Here is a 19,966-nt window from a genome sequence, read left to right on the forward strand (position 1 = left end):
TTCCACACCTCCAACGAGAAGGTGTGGGAGTACGTCAACCGCTTCACGTCGTTCACCGACTACAAGCACCGGGTCTTCGGCAAGTACCAGGGGCAGGTCTACTCGCTGCCGATGAACCTCGGGCTGATCAACCAGTTCTTCGGCAAGTCCCACACTCCTGACGAGGCGCGGGCGCTCATCGCCGAGCAGTCCAGCGAGATCCGCACCGAGGACGCGACGAACCTCGAGGAGAAGGCGATCTCCCTGATCGGGCGGCCGCTGTACGAGGCGTTCATCAAGGGCTACACCGCCAAGCAGTGGCAGACCGACCCGACCAAGCTCAGCGCTGACATCATCACGCGGCTCCCGGTCCGCTACACCTTCGAGAACAGGTGGTTCAACGACACCTACGAGGGCCTCCCCGTCGACGGCTACACCGCCTGGCTGACCCGGATGGCCGACCACCCCAACATCGAGGTCCGGCTCGAGACGGACTTCTTCGACGTCGCCGACGAGTACAAGGGCAAGGTCCCGATCGTCTACACGGGTCCGGTCGACGAGTACTTCGGCCACTCCGAGGGCCGGCTGTCGTGGCGGACGGTCGACCTCGAGGAGTCGGTCGAGGACGTCGACGACTTCCAGGGCACCGGCGTCGTCAACTACAACGACCAGGAAGTGCCCTTCACCCGGATCATCGAGTTCAAGCACTTCCACCCCGAGCGGGTGAAGACCCACCTGCCCGGCAAGACCGTGATCGTGCACGAGTACAGCCGCTTCGCCGAGGACGACGACGAGCCGTACTACCCGATCAACACCGCCGAGGACCGCGAGAAGCTGCTGAAGTACCGCGAGCTCGCGAAGAAGGAGCCGATGGTGCTGTTCGGCGGACGGCTCGGCACCTACAAGTACCTCGACATGCACATGGCCATCGGCTCCGCCCTGTCCATGTTCGACAACAAGCTGCGCCCGCACTTCGCCGACGGCGCCGAGCTGACGAGTGGAGGAGTCGACGAATGAGCGTCACCCATACCCGCACCCAGGCCGACCCGGAGAGCACGACCGGGCCGGGTACACAGCGTCGGCTGCTCCAGCGCCAGATCATGCCCAAGGGCCGCGACACCGACGTGATCCGGCTGTACGTCGACCCGGATCCCGCGGTCCTCGACGCCGACAAGTACGAGATCGGCCACAACCGCCAGGCGCGCGAGATGAACGCCGTGGCCATGCGACAGGCCGTCGGCACCGGCAGCCAGGTGCACCCGGACCGGATCGAGTCCCGCACCGCCTACCGGCTCGAGATGGGCGACAAGCTCTCCTTCGGCACCTACTTCAACGCCTTCCCCGCCTCCTACTGGCGGCGCTGGACCATCGTCGACGAGGTCCGCCTGACCGTCCGGCTGCGCGGCACCGGCGCCACCGTGACCGTCTACCGCTCCATGGCGAACGGCCGTTCCCAGCGGGTCGACAGCGCCACGAACGAGGGGTCGAAGGGGGAGTACTCCTTCGACCTGACCCTCAAGCCGTTCGTCGACGGTGGCTGGTACTGGTACGACGTCGTCGCTGCCGACGAGGACTGCGTGGTCGAGTCGGCCGAGTGGACCGCGGAGGTCCCGGCGGACCGCGCCCAGCCCGGCACCGTCACCATCGGCATCACCACCATGAACCGCCAGGACTTCTGCGCGAAGCTGCTCACCCAGCTGGGGGACTCGTCCGCCCTCGCCGACTACCTCGACGAGGTGGTGGTCATGGAGCAGGGCAAGGAGAAGGTGGTCGACTCCGAGTTCTTCCCCGACGCCGAGAAGTCCCTCGGCGACCGGCTGAGGATCATCGAGCAGGGCAACATCGGCGGGTCGGGCGGCTTCGCCCGCGCCCAGTACGAAGGCCTCAAGTCCGGCCGCTCGCGCTACGTGATGATGCTCGACGACGACGTCGAGTGCGAGACCGAGGGCGTGGTCCGCGCGATCACCTTCGGTGACCTGTGCCGCAAGTCCACGATCGTGGGCGGCCACATGTTCAGCCTCTTCCACAAGACGCAGCTGCACAGCTACGGCGAGCGGGTCGCGCCGTACTCCTTCTGGTGGGGTCCGGCTCCCGGCGTGTTCCCTGCGTGGGACCTCGGTGCCCGCAACATCCGCTCCACGCGGTGGCTGCACGCCCGGGTCGACGTGGACTACAACGGCTGGTTCATGTGCCTGATCCCGCGCGAGGTGATCGCCGACATCGGGCTGTCGCTGCCGCTGTTCATCAAGTGGGACGACTCGGAGTACGGCCTCCGGGCGAAGACGGCGGGATACCCCACCGTGAGCTTCCCGGGTGCCGCGGTGTGGCACGTCCCGTGGACGGACAAGAACGACGCGCTGGACTGGCAGTCCTACTTCCACGTCCGCAACCGGTTCATCGCCGCCCTGCTGCACTCGCAGTACCCCCACGGCGGCCGGCTGATCCGCGAGAGCCTCAACCACCAGATCAAGCACCTGGTATCGATGCAGTACTCGACCGTCGAGCTGCGCCACAAGGCGCTCGAGGACGTCCTCGCCGGCCCGCACGGTCTGCACGAGCTGCTGCCGACCACGCTGCCGGAGCTCAAGGAGCTGGTGAAGGGGTTCGACGACGCGACGCTGATCACCGACCCGAGCGCCCTCCCCGAGGTCAAGCGGCACAAGCTTCCCCGCAAGGGCAAGGAAGCCTCGCCGGTGCTCTCGGGACGGCAGGCGACGGTCCAGGCGCTGCTCCAGCCGCTGCGTCAGCTGCGCAGGCCGCGTGAGCTCGCGAAGGTCCACCCGGAGGCCGAGATCATGGCCCAGGACGCACGGTGGCACAAGGTCGCGCGCTACGACTCGGCGGTCGTGACCATGCCCGACGGCACCGCCGCGGCGTTCTACCGTCGCGACCGGGCGAAGTTCGCCGACCTGCTCAAGCGCACGGTGGCGATCCACCGCCGGCTGGCGGCCGAGTGGGACGACCTCGCAGAGCAGTACCGCGGGGCACTCGACCAGATCACCTCGCCGGAGGAGTGGGAGAAGACCTTCGCCCCCTGGCTGGACTCCGCCGATGGCCAGTAGCTCCCGCGTCGGGGAGCCCGAGGCCGCGCTGCCGCCGCTGGTCCCGGCCAGCCACAACAACGGGCTGCTCGAGGTCTTCCGGCGACGCTACCTGCTGCGCCTGCTGGTGCGCAGCACGGTCGAGGCGCGGTACCAGGGGACGTTCCTCGGGTGGTTCTGGAGCTACCTGCAGCCGGCCGTCCGGTTCTGCATGTACTACTTCGTGTTCCAGGTCCTGATCCAGCGCGGTGGGCCGGACGTCTACCCCTTCGCCATCCACCTGGTCTGCGGGATGGTGCTGGTGCATTTCTTCACCGAGACCTTCAACGGCGGGACGCGCTCGCTGGTGAGCAACCGCGGGCTGATCGTGAAGCTGCCCATGCCCAGGGAGCTGTTCCCGGTGGCCAACATGCTGGTGTGCTTCTGGCAGACCGCGCCGATGATCGTGATCACCATCTTCGTGAGCGTGCTGCTCGGGTGGACTCCCGATCCGGTGGGCGTGCTGGCGGCCGTGCTGGCGCTCCTGCTGGTCGCGGTCCTCGGGCTGGCGCTGGCCTTGATGTTCAGCGTCGCCAACGTCTTCTTCCGCGACTTCAGCAAGGTCACCCAGACCCTGACGCAGTTCACCACGTTCAGCGTGCCGATGATCTACCCGTACTCGCTGGTCGAGGAACGGTTCAGCAGCGTGCCCTGGGTCGCGGACGTCTACATGCTCAACCCGATCGCGGAGGCGGTGCTGCTGATGCAGCGCTGCTTCTGGCTGCCGCTCACCAACGACCCCGCGACCTCCAGGGTCGAGGGCTTCCCGCCCGACCTGTGGAGTCGCGGTGTGATCATGCTGCTGCTCTCGATCGTGGCCCTGGGTCTTGCGCAGGTCTGGTTCAGCAGGCTCGAGCGGCGGGTGCCGGAGCGCCTCTGATGACCACCTACATCCAGGTGGAGAACGCCACCAAGTCCTTCACCATGCAGTACCACCGCTCGCTGAAGCAGATCGCCCTGGCGCGGATGCGTGGCATGAAGACCCATGACCGGTTCAACGCGGTCGACGACGTCTCCTGCACGGTCGAGCAGGGCGAGTCGGTCGGCCTGATGGGCCTCAACGGGTCGGGCAAGTCCACGCTGCTCAAGCTGATCACCGGAGTGATGCAGCCCGACAGCGGCCGGGTCCTGACGCGCGGCCGGGTGGCCGGCCTGATCGCGACCGGCGCCGGGTTCCAGCCCCAGGTCAGTGGCCGCGACAACCTCTGGCTCAATGCCGCGATCCTCGGCATGAGCGAGGCCGAGACCCGCCGCAAGATGGACGAGATCATCGACTTCGCCGACCTCGGCAAGTTCATCGACACCCCGGTCGTCTACTACAGCTCGGGCATGAAGGCCCGGCTCGGCTTCGCCGTCGCCATCAACGTCGAGGCGGACGTCTTCATCGCCGACGAGGCGTTGGCGGTGGGGGACCGGCCGTTCAAGCGCAAGTGCAAGCAGAAGATGAAGGAGATCCGGGAGAACGGCACGACGATCTTCTTCGTCAGCCACTCTCCGGGTGCGGTCCAGCAGCTGTGCGACCGGGTGCTCGTCCTCGAGAAGGGAAAGCTGGGCTTCGACGGCCCCGTGGACGAGGGAATCAGGTACCTCCACTACGACGAGGGCGAGGACGGCGACGACGACGAGGGCTTCGGCCCGAAGGACTGACGCAGGCCCCGAGCTGGGCGCGATCTCGGGGTTCCCGGCGTGTCGAGTGGAAATTACAGGATTGTAGTTACTCAGAACCGCTGTCGTGGGGCGTGTGACTGATGTGAAACTTGCTTCTCCTGTGATTCTTCCCCCGCCCTGGAGTAGCCGAGATGCGTTCGAGCCAGGCTCGTTTTGTCACCGCCTGCCAGCAGCTGCTGGCGCTCGGCGTCGTGCTCGCCGTGCTCACTCCGGCCGCGGGCATCATCAGCATCGACGTGGTCGGCGAGGTTCCCGGAGCGGCGCCGCCCGACCCGGCCGGAGGCGCCTCCTTCGCGGCGTACACGCGGGAGGCTGCCCGCACGTCGGTGCTTCCCGGTGAGCCCGTGGAGGCCAGGGTGCGCGACTACCCGCTCACCCCGGCTGCCGACACCAGGGCCGCACGCCGCCCCCTCGGGGCCGGGGCCACGGCCCTGCGGGCGGGTGCCACGGAGGTGACCAGCAGCCCGGAGCCGGTCGTGGGGTACGGCGCGGTGGGCGTGACGTGGGCGCCCGGCCAGCGGGCCGACGACGAGACCCTGGAGTTCGAGGTGCGGACCCGCACCGATGCGGACTGGTCGCAGTGGATGACCCTCCCCTACGACGAGGACCACGGCCCCGATCCCTCGAGCGAGGAGGCGCGGCACGCGCGGCCCGGCACCGACGTGCTGCTGGTCGGGAAGGTCGACGAGGTCCAGGTGCGCTCGGAGAGCACCCGAGGAGCGCCGCCGGCCGACATGACGATGTCGGTGATCGCCCCTGGCCACCCGGAGACGACCACGACAGAGCGGGCCGCCATCGATGCTGCCGGGATCTCCGAGGGCGGCCCCGCCGCCGCGGAGGTCGGGGCGCAGGCCGGTGCGGCGGACGGCCTCGACCTGCAGGCCACGACGTTCACCCCCAAGCCCGTGATCTACTCCCGCCAGCAGTGGGGGGCCAACGAGCGCATGCGGGACCGGGGCTCGCTCCACTACTTCGAGGTGCACGCCGGATTCGTCCACCACACGGTGAACGCCAACGGCTACAGCCGGGCCGAGGTGCCCGGGATCCTGCGCAGCATCTACGCGTACCACACCCAGTCGCTCGGCTGGAGCGACGTCGGCTACAACTTCCTCGTCGACCGGTTCGGCCGGATCTGGGAAGGCCGTGCCGGTGGTGTCGACCGCGCGGTGGTCGGCGCCCACACGCTCGGCTACAACGACTGGTCCTTCGCCATGTCGGCGATCGGCAACTACGAGACCGTGGGTCCGAGCGACGCGATGCTGCAGGCCTACGGGAGCCTCTTCGCCTGGAAGCTCTCCCTCCACGGGGTCAACGTCTCGTCGGACAAGCAGTGGGTCGGCACGCGCAACTTCAGGGCGATCAACGGGCACCGCGACGCCGGCCAGACCGCCTGCCCGGGCCGCTTCCTCTACGCCAAGCTCCCGGTCATCCGGCGCTACGCGGCCAATGCGCAGCGCGGGTGGTCCGGACGGGAGCTCCAGTCCGACCTTGCGCGAACCGCCCATCCCGATCTCGTCGTGCGGCGAGCAAGCGACGGGAAGGCCTTCATCCTCCCCACCGGCGGCCTGCTCGGCCTGGATCCGCCGACCACCCAGGCCGGGGTCTGGGACGGTGCCGACGCCGTCGTGGGCTCGCCCGACCTGACCGGCGACGGTCTCGGCGACCTCGTCGTCCGCTCCACCAACGGCAACGCCGCGGTCAGGCCGGGCTCGAGAACCGGGTTCGCAGGCCCGATCGTGCCCACCGGGGCGTTCGCGGCGCGCGACCTGATCACCGCGGTGGGCGATCTCGACGAGGACGGCGACAACGACCTCGTCGCGCGCTACCCCGCCACCGGCATCCTCAACGCGTATCTCGGGAACGGAACCGGCGGCTTCACCCGGCAGTCACTGGGCGGGAGCTGGGGTGGTTACGACAAGCTCGCCGCGACCGGTGACCTCAACGGCGACCGCCACGTCGACCTGCTCGCCCGCGACCGGGCCGGCGTGCTGTGGCTGCATCCCGGGACCGGGACGGGTGACCTCGGCGCCCGGGTCCAGCTGGCCGGGCAGTGGGACGGCTACGACACCATCAGCGGCTTCGGCGACTTCACCCGCGACGGGACGCCCGACCTCGTCGTGCGGACCGCGGGCGGGCAGGGCTACGTCCTTCCCTCGCACGGGGACGCGACGTTCGGCTCCAGGATCGGGCCCTTCGCGCGACTGACCCGGGGCGGGCAGATCAGCGGGGTCGGCAACGTGACCGGCAACTCGGCTCCGGACCTCGTCGCCCGGAGGGGCGCCGACCTGATGACCATCGCCCACCACGGCACGTTCAACCTGGGGCGCGCGATCCCGACGCAGGTGAACCTCGCCGGGGCGAACGCCGTCCTCAACGTGGGTGACTGGGACCGGGACGGCTCCGACGACATCGTGTTCCGTCGGTCATCCGACGGTGCCCTGATCCTGCACCGTGGGGACGGCCAGGGTCGCTTCGCCGCCGCGATCAAGATCGCTTCCGGCTTCGGCGCGGTCCGGCTGCTGGATGCCGTGGGCGACATGACCGGTGACGGGCTTCCGGACCTCATGGGACAGCCCAGGGGCGGCAGCCTCCGGATCTACCCCGGCAACGGGCTCGCGGGGCTCAAGAACAGCTACGCAGCCCGCAGCCCGATCACCGCCAGCCGGCAGGTCGGCATCGGACGGTGGAACTCAGACGGCGCACCGGACACCCTCTTCCTGAGGGACCGGCGTCTCCGCGTCTACTTCGGCAACGGGCCGGGGGGCCTCACCGGCTCGGCGACGGTGGGTCCCGACCTCACGCCGTACAACTGGGTCGTCGGGATCCCGGACGTGCGGGGCAGCGGGCGAGGAGACCTGCTGCTGCGCAAGCGGGGGACCGGTGACCTCTACCTGCTGGAAGCCACGCAGACGGGGTTCCGGCCACCCCGGCTCCTCGGGGACGGTCTGGGTGGCTATGACCTCGTCGGCTAGGCCGCGGAGCCCTGGGGGAAACGGCACGTGGCGCGCTCAGCGGCGTACGTCGCGTCGAGTCGGTCCGGATCGGCGTGGGCCACGAGGACCAGCGAGCCGCCGCGCACGAGCGGCTCGGTGAAGGAGGGGAGCCCGGACGGGGAAGCCGGGTTCTCCTCGGTGAGGACGCGGCCGCCGTCGGTGAGGACATCGCCGGCGGCGGCCGCGGCCCACAGCTCCTCCTGGGTGGCGCCGTCGAAGGCCACGTCGGCGGGACCGGGCGGGTCGAGCGGGACCCAGGCGTCCGGTTGCGACCACACCTCCGCCCCGTAGTCGTGCACGCCCGGCGGCAGGGCCTCGGTGAACCGGGTGCCGAGCGGCTGGAGCGCACTGGCCAGCACCAGCGCGTCCTCCTGAGCCCGCCGGCCCCACCGGTCGAGGGTCGCGGGGCCGCAGACGTAGGCGTCCGCCTCGTCGCCGTCGGTCACCGCCAGCCCGACGCTCCAGGCCGCTCCGAGGAAGACCGGGCCCAGCCAGTGGGCGGGCAGGTCGATCCGCAGTGACTGCCCACGCTCGAGGTCGAGCTCGTCGGCCAGCAGGCCGGCGGTCTTGGCGACCCAGTTCGCGTACGTCGTCACCGAGAGCTCCGTGCGCTCCCCGGTGGCATGGTCGTAGAAGGTCACCAGCGGGCGGCCCGCGTCACCGCGCAGCAGTCCCTCCAGCACGGCGGAGAAGGTGGTCACTCGCCCACCCTAGGCAGCCGGCGCCCTAGGGTGGCCCTCATGCCAGCGATCGAGAATCTCTGGGCGGTGATCCCGGCAGGGGGTGCGGGCACGCGGTTGTGGCCGCTGTCGCGCACGTCGTCCCCGAAGTTCCTCCACGACCTCACCGGCGGCGGGCGGTCGCTCCTTCAGGACACCGTGGCCCGGATGGCGCCGCTCGTCGACGACCGGTTCCTGGTGGTCACCGGCGCCGCCCACCGCGAGGCGGTGATGGCGCAGCTCGACGGTCTCGAGCCGGCCGCCGTGCTGGCCGAGCCCTCGCCGCGCGACTCCATGGCCGCGATCGGCCTGGGCGCCGCTCTCCTCGAGCGCCGTGACCCCGAGGCGGTGATGGGGTCCTTCGCGGCCGACCACGTGGTCACCGACCCGGACGCGTTCGCCGACGCGGTCCGGCTGGCCGTGGAGGTGGCCCGGGACGACTGGCTGGTGACCATCGGCATCGAGCCGACCCACGCATCCACCGCCTTCGGCTACATGCTGACGGGCGAGCCGCTCGCGGACCATCCGGGTGCCCACGTCGTGGCGGCGTTCGTCGAGAAGCCGGCGATCGACCTCGCCGATCAGTACCTCGCCTCGGGCAGCTACCGGTGGAACGCCGGCATGTTCGTGGTGCGGCCAGGCGTCCTGCTCGACCTGCTCGCGCGGTGGCACCCCGAGTTCGCCCAGCGCCTGCGCCGGATCGCCGCGGACCCCTCGAGGCTCGAGACCCTGTGGCCCACCCTGCCCCAGATCGCGCTGGACCACGCGGTGGCGGAGCCGGCCTCGGACGCCGGCCGCGTCGCCGTCGTACCCGCGGCGATCGGGTGGGAGGACATCGGCGACTTCGACTCGCTCTCCCACCTGCTCGAGTCCGACCCCGGCCACCTCACCGTCCTCGGGGAGGGCGGCTCCGTCCGCGGGGTCGACAGCTCCGGGCTGGTCGTGGCCGGCACCGACCGGGTGATCTCGGTGGTGGGCCTCGACGACATCGTCGTCGTGGACACCCCCGACGCCCTGCTGGTGACCAGCCGCAACCGCGCGCAGGACGTCAAGCAGGTGGTGAAGCTGCTCCGGCAGGAGGGCCGGTCCGACCTGACCTGAGCCCGCTCAGGCCGCGCCGGGCTCGGGGGAGTCGGTGTAGGGGTACTTGATCATGAAGTCGCTCAGTGCCTCGCCCGACACCGTCGGGCAGTACTGCCACACGCCGAGCTGCTTGCTCGCATCGGTGGTCCCGGATCCGCCCGCCGACCAGTGGGACAGGGCGATGTGCTGGTCGTCGGGGAACTTCTTGCCGTTCGCGTCCTCCGAGGTCCAGGGAGCCGCGATGTACTTCGTACGGAGGTTCGAGGTGCCGGCCAGCTTGTCGGCGATCGCGCGGAGCTCGGTCATGGCCTCGTCGTCGTTGGCGATGGTCTCGTCGTACCAGAGGATCGTGTAGCCGTGCTCGAGGTTGTGCACGAGCGACTCGAGCTCCGGCCGGTCGTCGGCGGAGTAGAGCTTGCGCTCCATCGGGGCCGGGGCGACGCCCGCCTCGTTCCAGTGGGCGCCGAACGCCGGGGGCGCGTCCTCGTACTGCACGGGGGTGCCGGTCTGCACGTGCTCCTGGTTGCCGTCGGCCGCCTTCTCGATCACGTCCTGGCACTCCGAGGCGGGCACGCCGATCGCGGCGAGGTCGAGGTCGTTGAACTGGCGAAGCTCCCACCACTGCATGATCGGGCGGTACGCCGCCGCGCCGACGATCAGGACGGCGATCACGACGCAGACACCGACGATCATCATGCCCCGGCGACGCTCGGCGCCCTTCTGCTTGCTGCGGATCTGGTCGATCTTCGCCTGGCGGTCGGTCTTGGCGGTCTTGGCCACGAGTGGATTCCTGGGAGTGGTCGTCGGATGTCTGAGGGGGTGTGTCGAGGGCAGAGTCTACGGAGTTGCCGGTCGGAACCGGAGCCCGTCTCCGCCGGGTGCGTCGTCGACCGCGTCGACCGGCCGCCAGCCGAACGCGAAGGCGAGACCCGAGAGCGTCCTGACGTCGCCCCCGGCCACCACCACCGACCCGGCCGCGGCCTCGACCGTCGCACCGGGGAGCACCTCGCGGATCGCCTCGACGAGCTCGTCCGGCTCCGCCGGCGCTCCGAACGCCGCACGGTCCTGCTCGCCGCCGCGCAGGGCCCGCACCACCGCCTCGCGGGCGCCGTAGCCGAACAGGTCGGCGCCGTCCGGCCGGACCAGCGCCGCGGCGCCCGGGCCGTGCTCGCCGGCCGGGAGGACCAGGTCGTCGCGCCCGCGCACGAGCGCGAACGGGCGAGCGGTGAGCTTGCCCTGGGCCAGCTCGGCCGCACCGGCGAGCTCGTCGGCGACGGCGGGCGCGGTCACCGCCAGCTCGTTGCCGTGGGCGTCGACGGAGCCGGCGAGGTCGACGATCACGCGCAGCCCGGCGGCGCCGATCGCGATGTCGACCTGCCCCTCGCGCCACGCACGTCCCGCCGTGTCGGTCACCAGCACGCCCACGTTGCGGCCGGTCCGGGCGAGGAGCGACTCCCGGATCGCCCGCGCCGAGGCGTCCGGATCCTCGGGCAGCAGCACCACCGTGCCCGGAGCCACGTTGGAGGCGTCGATGCCGGCGGCGGCCAGGGTGAGGCCGTGCGACGTGCGGACGATCGTGGTCGGACCCCGGCGAGCCACCACGCGCCGGGTCTCGTCGGGCAGCGCGTCGTCCCGGGTGCCGGGCCGGACCCGGCCCTCGGCCTTGCTCACCACCTTGCTGGTCACCGTCACGACGTCTCCGTCGGCTAGGTCGAACAGGTCGGCCACGAGTGCTGCCAGGTCGTCGCCCGGGCCCACCTCCGGCGCCCCGTCGGGCGCCTGGACGGTGATCACACCTGGTCCCGCGGGGTGGCGCCGCCGACGAGGTCGACCGCGGCGGCGGCCATCGCAGCCGTGGCGTCGTGGTCGGTCATCATCAGGGGTACGGCGCGGCACGCGATGCCGGCGGCCTCGACCCGGGCGACCTCCTCGGCGTCGGCCTCGTCGACCAGCCAGCCGTCGAGGATCCCGTCCGCGGTGCGCGCGCCGTAGTGGAGGCCGACCCCGGCCGCGCTGACCTCGACCCCGATCGACGTCAGCATCTGCTCGGCCATGCCGCGGACGTGGGTGCCACCCACGATGGGGGAGAGGCCGACGACCGGGGCGCGGGTGGCGGTCATCGCCTCCCGCACCCGCGGCACCCCGAGGATGGTGCCGACCGAGACCACCGGGTTGGACGGCGGCAGGATCACCAGGTCGGCGTCGGTGATCGCGTCGATGACGCCCGGGGCCGGCGCCGAGTCGTCCAGGCCGACGAACACCAGGGTCTCCGCGGGGACCCCGGCGCGCAGCCGCACCCAGTACTCCTGGAAGTGGACCACGCGCCGGCCGCTGGGGGACTCGTCGTCGGCGATCGCGACGTGGGTCTCGACCCGGTCGTCGGTCATCGGCAGGAGCCGGACGCGCTCGCCGTGGGTGGGGGTGAGCCAGCGCCGGCACAGCGCCCCGGTCACCTCGGACAGCGAGTAGCCGGCGTCCAGCATCTGGCTCCGGACCAGGTGGGTGGCCACGTCGCGGTCGCCCAGTCCGAACCAGGTGGGCTCGACGCCGTACTCCGCGAGCTCGGTGGAGACGCTCCAGGTCTCGTCGCGGCGGCCCCACCCCCGATCGAGGTCGATCCCGTCGCCGAGGGTGTACATGACGGTGTCGAGGTCGGGACACACCTTGAGGCCGTGGATCCACAGGTCGTCGGCGGTGTTGGCGATGACCGTGACGGTGGCGTCGGGAGCGACCCCCGGTAGGGCCCCGGTCCGGATGCCATGGCACAGTCCCTGCAGAAATCGGGCTCCGCCCATGCCGCCGGACAGCACAGTGATCGCACGCATGCGGACAGCCTGCCGCACATCAAATATGGCCCAGATGGGTGGTTGTGCCCCATAGCAGACTCGCGCTTGACTTCTCGCGTACGACAGGCATGTAATTCCCACAGTGTTGTTCGTGGCCGGCCCGGATCTTCTTCGGTACGGGCGGTCGCGGAAGGTGGGAAACACGAAACGGGGTGCGCGGGACGTCAGGTCCCGGGTGCAGGGTCGAAAGGGCGATTGCCGTGAGGGAACTACTTCTCCTCGACGTGGAAGCCGACGAAGCGGGGTGGCAGGAGCGCGCGCTGTGCGCTCAGACCGACCCCGAGGCGTTCTTTCCGGAAAAAGGGGGATCCACCAGGGAGGCCAAGAAGGTCTGCCTGACGTGCGAGGTGCGCAACGAGTGCCTCGAGTACGCCTTGATGAACGACGAGCGCTTCGGGATCTGGGGTGGGCTGTCCGAGCGCGAGCGGCGCAAGCTGAAGAAGCGCGCGGTCTAGCCACCCGCGCCGGCGGACCGCTGACGGTGGTCGGGCAAGCGGGCGCCGTCCGACCTGTAGTCGGCTGCGTCACACCTGCCGCCTGACGAATCACGGTCCGCTCGGATCGGACGTTAGGGTCGGCGACCGTGAATCCATCGGTCGCCGCCCTCATCGTCAGCCACGACGGTGCCCGCTGGCTTCCGGCTGTCATCGAAGGGCTGGGTGAGCAGCGGAGGCCCGTGGATGCCGTGGTGGCGGTCGACACGACCAGCCGCGACGAGAGTCCCGAGCTGCTCCGGCAGGCGTTCGGCCAGGTCGTGGAGGCGCACGGGTCGACCTCGTTCCCCGACGCGGTGACGCTCGGGCTCGAGCACGTCGGCGACTGCGAGTGGGTGTGGCTCCTCCACGACGACTCCCGGCCGGACCCGGGCGCGCTCGAGGCGCTGCTCGCGGCGGCTGAGGCGAACCCGGATGCGGACATCCTCGGGCCGAAGCTGCGCGAGTGGCCGTCGCTGCGGCGGCTGCTGGAGCTCGGCGTCACCATCAGCGGAACCGGTCGCCGTGAGACCGGTCTGGAGCGCGGCGAGTTCGACCAGGGCCAGCACGACGAGGTCCGCACCGTGCTCGCGGTGAACACCGCCGGGATGCTCGTACGACGGTCGGTGCTCGAGGAGCTCGGCGGCTTCGACACCCAGCTGCCCATCTTCGGCAACGACATCGACTTCGGCTGGCGCGCCGCCGCTGCCGGCCACCGGGCGATCGTGGTCCCGCAGGCGGTCGTCTTCCACGCGGAAGCGGCGCATCGCGGGGTCCGCCGCACCCCCATCACCGGTCGGCACACGCACTACCAGGAGCGCCGGGCCGCGCTCTACACGCTGCTGGTCAACGCCCCCGCCAGGTGGCTGCCGTTCCAGGTGATCCGCCTCGGCCTCGGCACCCTGATCCGGATGATCGGCTACCTGCTGGTGCGCCAGGTCGGGCAGTCGCTCGACGAGCTCGCGGCCCTGGTCTCCCTCTACTCCAGTCCGCGCGAGCTGCTCCGGGCCCGCCGCAGCCGGGCCCGGCGCCGGCCGGCCGAGCCGCACGACGTACGCCATCTGCTGGCGCCGCGCTGGCTGCCCTACCGGCACGGGCTCGACTTCGTCGGCGACCTCGCCGCAGCAGCCACCATGCAGGCCTCCGACGTCGCCGAACGACGGCGCGCGGCCAAGCTGGCCGAGAGCGGCACCCCGGTCCGGCGGGCCGACTCCGACGACGACGAGGACGACCTCGCAGTGGACTCCGGGTTCGTCGTCCGGTTCCTGACCAACCCCGTCGCGGTCCTCGTCACGCTCTTCGTGATCCTGGCACTGTTCGGTGCACGGGACGCGTTCGGCGCCGTGTCCGGTGGAGCACTCTCGCCCGCGCCTGCTGACCTCCAGGACTGGTGGAGCCTCCACCTCGACCCCTGGCAGCCGATCGGCCAGGGCACGCCGGTCCCGGCGCCGGCGTACATCCTGCCGCTCGCGGTGGTGGCCTCCGTCCTCGGCGGCAGCCCTGCCGCGGCCGTGAGCGCGTTGCTGGTCCTGGCCGTTCCCCTCTCGCTGTGGGGCGCCTGGCGGCTGCTGCGCGTGGTCGGCCACCTGGTCGACGCCTCCGGCTTCCCGACCTGGTTGGTCGCCTGGGGCGCGTTGACCTACTCACTGTTCCCTGTCGTCAGCGGTGCCTGGGGCGAGGGGCGCCTGGGCGTCGTCGCCTCGGCGGCCCTGCTGCCCTGGCTCGCCCATGCGGCGCTCGGTTTCGCCGACCCGGAGGCCGATCGGCGCTGGCGCGCCGCCTGGCGGTCCGCGTTGTTCTTCGCGCTGGGCACGGCGTTCGCCCCGATGGTGTTCTGGATCGGCGTCGTCCTGGCCGCCGTCGTCGTCGGTGTCGGCTTCCTGATCAGCCCGCAGGGGATGCGCGACCGCTCGGTGTGGGGCCCGCCCGCGGCGGCCCTGGCCTCGGTGCCGGTGCTGCTCGCGCCCTGGTGGCTGCCTGCCCTGCTCCACGGGGCCGGCGCCGGCCTGTTCTTCGATGCCGGGCGCGTCCCGATGCCCGTGGTCGGGTTCGAGCAGCTCCTCCTCGGCCGCATCGGGGAGGGCGGGGCTCCGTGGTGGCTCGGCCTCGTGCTGCCGGCACTGGCCGCCCTGGCGCTGATCCCCCGCGTGACCCGGATCCCGGTCCTGGTCTGCTGGATGGTCGCCCTCGGCACCGCGGTGCTCGCGGCGGCGCTCGGCCTGGTCGTGTTCGACTTCCCCACCATCACCACCGGACCGGGCATGGGCTTCCTGGTGGTGCTCCTCCAGGCCTTCTTCCTGGTCGCCGCCGTCATCGGGCTCCAGGGGTTCCTGCGGGCCATCCCTCCGGCGGCTCGCTGGCGGCGACCCGCCGTGGCCACGGGGGCCGTGCTGCTGTCACTGGTTCCGGTGCTGGGGCTCGGCTGGTTCGCGATCGGCGGCCACAGCCAGCTGGGTGACCAGGCCGACACCGGCATCCCCGCCTACATGGTCCAGAACGCGATGCGGGGCCCTGCGCACGGGATCCTGGTGATCCGCGGGGAGGTGTCCGACGGGCTCGACTACTACGTGCTCCGCGACGACGGCACCACCACCGGCGAGGACGAGATCGCGGCGCTCGCCGCCGAGGACACCTCGCTCACCGACGACGTGCGCTCCCTCGTCTCGGGACCGTCCCCAGGCGCGGCCGGCGACCTCGCCGGTCATGGCGTGGAGTACGTCGTGCTCCCGGCCCCCGCTGACGGCAGCGTCGCCTCGGCACTCGACGCGACGGCCGGGCTGACCCAGGCGAGCGCGGAGAACCGCTCCACCAGGGCCTGGCAGGTCGAGCGTGCCGTCGACCCGGATGCGGTCGACGGGCCGGATTCCTGGCTGAGGCCGGGGCTCCTGGTCCTGCAGGTGCTCGCGATCCTGGTGATCGCCGTGCTGGCTGCCCCCACGACGGGGAGGGAGAGGCGATGACGACCCAGCCCGGACGCCGTTCCGCCACCGCACGCCGGGGTGGTCTGACCTCGACCGCCCTGCTCGGCCTGCTGCTTCCCGCGCTGACGGTGGGGATGCTCCTGCTCGTCCAGCCACACGAGCCGGTCGACCGCGCTCGTCCGCCCGAGCCGACCACGCTCAAGTCCGCCTCCGTGGCCTGCCCGGCGGCACCTGACGGCGCCGGGACGGCGTACGTCGCCACGGGTCAGCCCGGTGTCCGTGGCGCGGTCAAGGTGAGCTCCGGCGACCAGGAGTCGTCGGTGCGCGTGCAGTCGGGCCGGGTCAGCACCATGCCGGGCGCCGGGGCCGTCGTCGCCGATGGTGAGGGTGACCTCGCCCCGGGCCTGATCGGCGCGAGGTTCGGCGATCGCCGCCTCGCTGCGGTCGACTGCCCGCAACCCAGCCCGGAGACCTGGTTCACGGGCGTCGGTGCCGGCACCCGGCACAACTCCGTGCTGGAGCTGACCAACCCCGATGCCGGCCCGGCGGTCGCCGACGTGACCGTCCTGGCCGGTGGGGGCGAGGTGACCGCCGGCGACCTGCGGGGAGTGACCGTCCCCGGCAACTCCAGCGTCCAGCTCGACCTGTCGAAGGCGGTTCCGCGCCGCGGCGAGCTCGCGCTGCGAGTGGTGGTGTCGCGCGGGCGGCTGGCCCCGACGGTGCTCGACGAGCTGCCCAAGCTCGGCGCCCGTCCCCTCACCCAGGACTGGCTGCCCCCGCAGCCGGAGCCCGCCGACAAGAACGTCCTGCTGGGGCTCCCCGCGGGAGCCGGCACCCACACCCTCACCGTGGGCAACCCGGGCGAGGACGAGGTGCGGGCCACGGTGAAGATCCTGACCGGCGACGCTGCGTTCGCACCCCAGGGTCTCGACGCTCTCCGGGTGCCGCCCGGCACGGTGCAGACGGTCGCCATCACCGCCCAGGTGCGGCAGGCGATCCAGGACGGCGCCCTCGGTGTCGAGGTGTCCTCGACCGGGCCGGTCACGGCCGGTCTCAGGTCGTTCGTCGACGGGGACCTCTCGCAGTCCGCCCCGGTGCTGCGCGGTGGCACGCCGATGTCCCTGATCGTGCCGCCCGGCGACGCATCGGTGCTGCTGGCCGACGCGGCGGGGGTCGGAGTCGTCACGGTCTCGTCCTGGAACGAGGCCGGCAAGGAGCTGAAGGAGCAGCGGCTCGAGGTGAAGCCCGGCACCGGCGGCAAGGTCGACCTGCCCACCGGTGCCACCCTCGTCACCATGACGCCGCGACGAACCTCCGTCCACGCCGCGCTCATGACCACCGGCGACGGCGCCTCGATCGTGCCGTTCCACGAGCTCGTCCTCGACGCGCTGATCCCCGACGTACGGCCCGGAGTGCCCTGACCCGTCCGTGGCGAACGGGAACCTGCAGGTATCGGCACGACGGCTGTCGCGGAGCGGCGAGGTGGGCCCCTGGTTCGCGTCAGCCGACGTTGAGCAGCCGCAGCACGCCTGCCGGGTCGTCGACCTCCTCAGCGACGAGCAGCTCGCGGACCCTGCGTTCGTAGGCGGCCACCTCGTCGGCGCCGAGGATCTCGCGTCCGGCGCCCGGGTTGCCACGCCTGAAGAACGCGGCCGGGTCCTTGAGCACGCCGCGTCGGTCCGGTACCCGCTGGGCGGCGGCGGCTCGCATGCTGGTGAAGCTCGCGCCCTCGACGAGTGACGGCCAGAGGTGCGGGTCCACCTCGATGTCGAGGCGGTTGGCCAGCCAGCGCATCCGGTCCTCGAGGTCGGTGGCGAGCTCCTCGTACCGCACCACCAGGATCTGCTCGTCGTCGCAACGCGACCAAGCGTCGGCGGTGTGATGGACGACCCCGGCCAGCGAGTCCATGGACTCGGTGGGATCGGCCTCGGCCAGGGTCCACCGGACGAGCCACTCGGGAAGGGGCGGACGGGGCGAGGGAGTCGGGGCGGTCCGTCCGGTCAGTTCGGCCAACCGCTCGCGGTCGAGGTTGTTGCCCTGGTGGTAGAGCGACACCGCCATGTCCAGCGGATCGCGGACCACCACGACGTAGGTCGCGCGGGGATCGAGCACCACGCCGTCGAGCGGGGTGTGGGTCTTGAGGACCCGGCGTCCCGGTTGGGCGTCCAGGCGTGCGAACAGCACCCCCTCCGGCTCGGTCAGCCAGTCCACCCACGGCGACAACTCGCCCAACGGGGCGGGTAGGGCGGCCGATCCGTGCACCAGCGAGAGACAGATCTGTTGCATCCAGGTCGTCCCACTCTTCGAGCGCGTGCTCACCACGACGTCGCCCTCGCGGAACGGGAAGCGTTGCCAACGGTCGCTGTCCTCCTCATGAGACCGATAGCGGCGAGCCCCACTCACCCGGAATCCGCTCGACGGTCCTCCACGAGCCTCACACCGGTCACCGTGACCACCGCTGGCAGCGCGACCACGGGAGCTTGAAGCACATCGCACCATCATGCCGGACTCCTGCCTCACCTCCTCGAGGCCGACAGCCGGAGCGAGGCGCTCGACCATGCCGTGATGGTGAGGTCCGCGTGTCAGCCCAGCGATGAGGAGGCACTTCGCCCTACGCTCCAGGCACGGTGAGTGCCACGGAGCGTGCCGGGCATGGAGGCGAGGCTCGAGGGCTGACCGAACGGGTCGGATTGGAGTCGCGAGGGATGCCACACCTCCGGGACGAACGATACGACGCCGAGCTGCAGGCAGAGACGGCCAGATTCGCCGCCGCGGTACGGGATGCCGATCCGGAGTGGCCGGTGCCGACCTGCCCGGCGTGGAGGCTGGCCCAGCTCACCGCGCACGTCGGGTTCGGGCACCGCTGGGCTGCCCTGATCGTAGAGCGGCGGGCCACCGCGCCCGTTCCCCACGACCAGGCCGACGACCTCCAGGTGCCGCAGGACGCCGAGGAGCGGTCGCGCTGGCTGGTGGGCGGCGCCCGCCGCTTGGTCGACGCGGTCCGCGACACCGGTCCGGAGGCCGAGGTATGGAGCTGGGCCGAGGACCAGACGGCGGGGTTCTGGCTGCGCCGGATCACCCATGACACTCTCGTTCACCGCGTCGATGCCGAGCTGGCGGTGGGCCGTGCCGTGCACGTCAGCCCCGACCTGGCCGCCGACAGTGTGAGCGACCTGCTGGACATGTTCGAGTTGCTGCCGAGGATCGATGACTTCCCTGCCCTGGCCGGGCTGCGTGGTCACGGGCAGACCCTGCATTTCCACGCCACCGACCCGGGCTTGGGCGCGGACGGCGAATGGCTGGCCAGGCGCACCCCTTCCGGCGTCGAGTGGGAGCACCGGCATAACGAGAGCGACGTCGTCGTCCGCGGCCCGGCCATGGACCTGCTGCTGGTGCTGAGCCGACGTGCGTCCCTGGACGGCTCCCGGCTGGAGGTCTCCGGAGACAGGCGGTTGCTCGCCCACTGGCTGGAGCACAGCCGGCTGGAACCGGCATGACGGACGACAGGCGACACGGCTCACGGGTTGATGTGGCTGGCGTCCGCGGTCCCACACTGGTCCCATGACCGAACCGCTGCACGTTGCGCTCCGGGCCATCGGTGTGGTGCTTCCTGCGGCCGGCGTCCTGGGCTTGGTGGAGCTGCGGGGAGGTGCCCCGGACGGTGATTTCGGGGCGTTTCTGGGGGCGATGGGGCTCTCGCTGCTCGCGGCTGCAGTGTGGGCCGCCTTCGACGCGGGGCGTGCCCGGACCAGCAGGGTGCTTCTCCGCTGGGTCGCCTCTGCCTTCGTCGTAGGTGTCGGCCTCGGGATCACAACCACGGTGACGGCACCAGGCTCCCCGCCAGGTCCGGTACGGATGTCCGAGGCAGTCTCGCTGTCGTTGTTCTACGGCGTCCCGCTGCTCGTGTCCGCTGGGCTCGGCGTGGCGGTGGGCGCTGCGCACCCTCAATCGAGGCGAAGACACGAAGAAAACTGCTCTGACGGGTACTGGCCTCTAGATGCACTCGGCCCATCCCGGGATGTGCCGCTGACGACGGGCAGTCCGCTCATGCCAGGTCCTCCTCCCGGTGACCGCATCGGCTGACTCGTGCGCTCCTGGTGCGCCGTAACGCGGCTCTGCTGGGTAGCCGCCGGCGCGGTCTGGCCCGGGCATGCCGATGCCCCCGCCCGCGGTGGTTGCCGGGCGGGGTGTGGGGCTTGGTGGC

General features: G+C 71.2%; 15 protein-coding genes. 10 read left to right on the plus strand and 5 right to left on the minus strand.

The annotated features are described in order from the left end of the window. From VFN12_RS16890 to VFN12_RS16910, 5 genes are all read left to right on the plus strand, one after another. Positions 1-996, plus strand: a 996-nt coding sequence (locus tag VFN12_RS16890; RefSeq protein ID WP_325119945.1) for a UDP-galactopyranose/dTDP-fucopyranose mutase family protein, incomplete at its 5' end; no start/stop codon positions are given. Next, positions 993-3,041, plus strand: coding sequence for a glycosyltransferase (locus VFN12_RS16895; protein WP_325119946.1), 2,049 nt, complete (start codon positions 993-995; stop codon positions 3,039-3,041). The genes VFN12_RS16890 and VFN12_RS16895, both read left to right, overlap by 4 nt. Beyond that, a complete protein-coding gene (locus tag VFN12_RS16900; RefSeq protein WP_325119947.1) occupies positions 3,031-3,939 on the plus strand; it encodes an ABC transporter permease in 909 nt (302 codons plus the stop codon). Before VFN12_RS16895 ends, VFN12_RS16900 begins: the two co-directional genes overlap by 11 nt. Further along, positions 3,939-4,706 carry an ABC transporter ATP-binding protein gene (locus VFN12_RS16905; RefSeq protein WP_325119948.1) on the plus strand — a complete coding sequence of 256 codons (768 nt, stop codon included), beginning with the start codon at positions 3,939-3,941 and terminating at the stop codon, positions 4,704-4,706. Before VFN12_RS16900 ends, VFN12_RS16905 begins: the two co-directional genes overlap by 1 nt. A 152-nt stretch (positions 4,707-4,858) precedes the next feature. Continuing rightward, positions 4,859-7,699, plus strand: coding sequence for an FG-GAP-like repeat-containing protein (locus VFN12_RS16910; RefSeq protein ID WP_325119949.1), 2,841 nt, complete (start codon positions 4,859-4,861; stop codon positions 7,697-7,699). On the opposite strand, the gene VFN12_RS16915 is transcribed toward VFN12_RS16910, so the two are convergent. Beyond that, positions 7,696-8,421 carry a TIGR03089 family protein gene (locus VFN12_RS16915; protein WP_325119950.1) on the minus strand — a complete coding sequence of 242 codons (726 nt, stop codon included), beginning with the start codon at positions 8,419-8,421 and terminating at the stop codon, positions 7,696-7,698. The two genes, VFN12_RS16910 and VFN12_RS16915, sit on opposite strands and share 4 nt — an antisense overlap. 39 nt (positions 8,422-8,460) lie before the next feature. On the opposite strand from VFN12_RS16915, the gene VFN12_RS16920 reads away from it, so the two are divergent. Then, positions 8,461-9,540 carry a mannose-1-phosphate guanylyltransferase gene (locus VFN12_RS16920; protein ID WP_325119951.1) on the plus strand — a complete coding sequence of 360 codons (1,080 nt, stop codon included), beginning with the start codon at positions 8,461-8,463 and terminating at the stop codon, positions 9,538-9,540. Positions 9,541-9,546: 6 nt separating this feature from the next. Here the strand turns inward: VFN12_RS16920 and VFN12_RS16925 are convergent, their stop codons facing one another. The 3 genes from VFN12_RS16925 to cofD are packed head-to-tail and all read right to left on the minus strand — an operon-like array spanning position 9,547 to position 12,347. Further along, a complete protein-coding gene (locus tag VFN12_RS16925) occupies positions 9,547-10,302 on the minus strand; it encodes a DUF3105 domain-containing protein (RefSeq protein WP_325119952.1) in 756 nt (251 codons plus the stop codon). A 57-nt stretch (positions 10,303-10,359) separates the two neighbouring features. Continuing rightward, positions 10,360-11,316 carry a coenzyme F420-0:L-glutamate ligase gene (locus VFN12_RS16930; protein WP_325119953.1) on the minus strand — a complete coding sequence of 319 codons (957 nt, stop codon included), beginning with the start codon at positions 11,314-11,316 and terminating at the stop codon, positions 10,360-10,362. Beyond that, a complete protein-coding gene (gene cofD, locus VFN12_RS16935; RefSeq protein ID WP_325119954.1) occupies positions 11,313-12,347 on the minus strand; it encodes a 2-phospho-L-lactate transferase in 1,035 nt (344 codons plus the stop codon). Before cofD ends, VFN12_RS16930 begins: the two co-directional genes overlap by 4 nt. Positions 12,348-12,568: 221 nt before the next feature. On the opposite strand from cofD, the gene VFN12_RS16940 reads away from it, so the two are divergent. From VFN12_RS16940 to VFN12_RS16950, 3 genes are all read left to right on the plus strand, one after another. Continuing rightward, the gene (locus VFN12_RS16940) at positions 12,569-12,823 is read left to right on the plus strand and encodes a WhiB family transcriptional regulator (protein WP_325119955.1); all 255 of its coding nucleotides are present in this window, start codon (positions 12,569-12,571) and stop codon (positions 12,821-12,823) included. Between the two features lie 128 nt (positions 12,824-12,951). Then, positions 12,952-15,801, plus strand: coding sequence for a glycosyltransferase family 2 protein (locus tag VFN12_RS16945; RefSeq protein ID WP_325119956.1), 2,850 nt, complete (start codon positions 12,952-12,954; stop codon positions 15,799-15,801). Further along, on the plus strand, positions 15,798-17,183 hold the full coding sequence (locus tag VFN12_RS16950; protein ID WP_325119957.1) for a DUF5719 family protein: 1,386 nt from the start codon (positions 15,798-15,800) through the stop codon (positions 17,181-17,183). The genes VFN12_RS16945 and VFN12_RS16950 overlap by 4 nt, the downstream gene beginning before the upstream one ends. 79 nt (positions 17,184-17,262) lie before the next feature. Here the strand turns inward: VFN12_RS16950 and VFN12_RS16955 are convergent, their stop codons facing one another. Next, positions 17,263-18,321 carry a sulfotransferase domain-containing protein gene (locus tag VFN12_RS16955; RefSeq protein WP_325119959.1) on the minus strand — a complete coding sequence of 353 codons (1,059 nt, stop codon included), beginning with the start codon at positions 18,319-18,321 and terminating at the stop codon, positions 17,263-17,265. A 146-nt stretch (positions 18,322-18,467) separates the two neighbouring features. Between VFN12_RS16955 and VFN12_RS16960 the strand changes: the two genes are divergently transcribed. After that, complete coding sequence (locus VFN12_RS16960; RefSeq protein WP_325119960.1) at positions 18,468-19,259, plus strand: maleylpyruvate isomerase family mycothiol-dependent enzyme; 792 nt, start codon at positions 18,468-18,470, stop codon at positions 19,257-19,259. The last annotated feature ends 707 nt before the right edge of the window (positions 19,260-19,966 follow it).

The organism is Nocardioides sp., assembly GCF_035703625.1.
GTDB lineage: Bacteria > Actinomycetota > Actinomycetes > Propionibacteriales > Nocardioidaceae > Nocardioides.

Coding starts and splice junctions, on each gene's coding strand:
- VFN12_RS16895 (WP_325119946.1), top strand. CDS start 993: ATGAGCGTCACCCATACCCGCACCCAGGCCGACCCGGAGAGCACGACC.
- VFN12_RS16900 (WP_325119947.1), top strand. CDS start 3,031: ATGGCCAGTAGCTCCCGCGTCGGGGAGCCCGAGGCCGCGCTGCCGCCG.
- VFN12_RS16905 (WP_325119948.1), top strand. CDS start 3,939: ATGACCACCTACATCCAGGTGGAGAACGCCACCAAGTCCTTCACCATG.
- VFN12_RS16910 (WP_325119949.1), top strand. CDS start 4,859: ATGCGTTCGAGCCAGGCTCGTTTTGTCACCGCCTGCCAGCAGCTGCTG.
- VFN12_RS16920 (WP_325119951.1), top strand. CDS start 8,461: ATGCCAGCGATCGAGAATCTCTGGGCGGTGATCCCGGCAGGGGGTGCG.
- cofD (WP_325119954.1), bottom strand. CDS start 12,347: ATGCGTGCGATCACTGTGCTGTCCGGCGGCATGGGCGGAGCCCGATTT.
- VFN12_RS16950 (WP_325119957.1), top strand. CDS start 15,798: ATGACGACCCAGCCCGGACGCCGTTCCGCCACCGCACGCCGGGGTGGT.
- VFN12_RS16955 (WP_325119959.1), bottom strand. CDS start 18,321: ATGGTCGAGCGCCTCGCTCCGGCTGTCGGCCTCGAGGAGGTGAGGCAG.
- VFN12_RS16960 (WP_325119960.1), top strand. CDS start 18,468: ATGCCACACCTCCGGGACGAACGATACGACGCCGAGCTGCAGGCAGAG.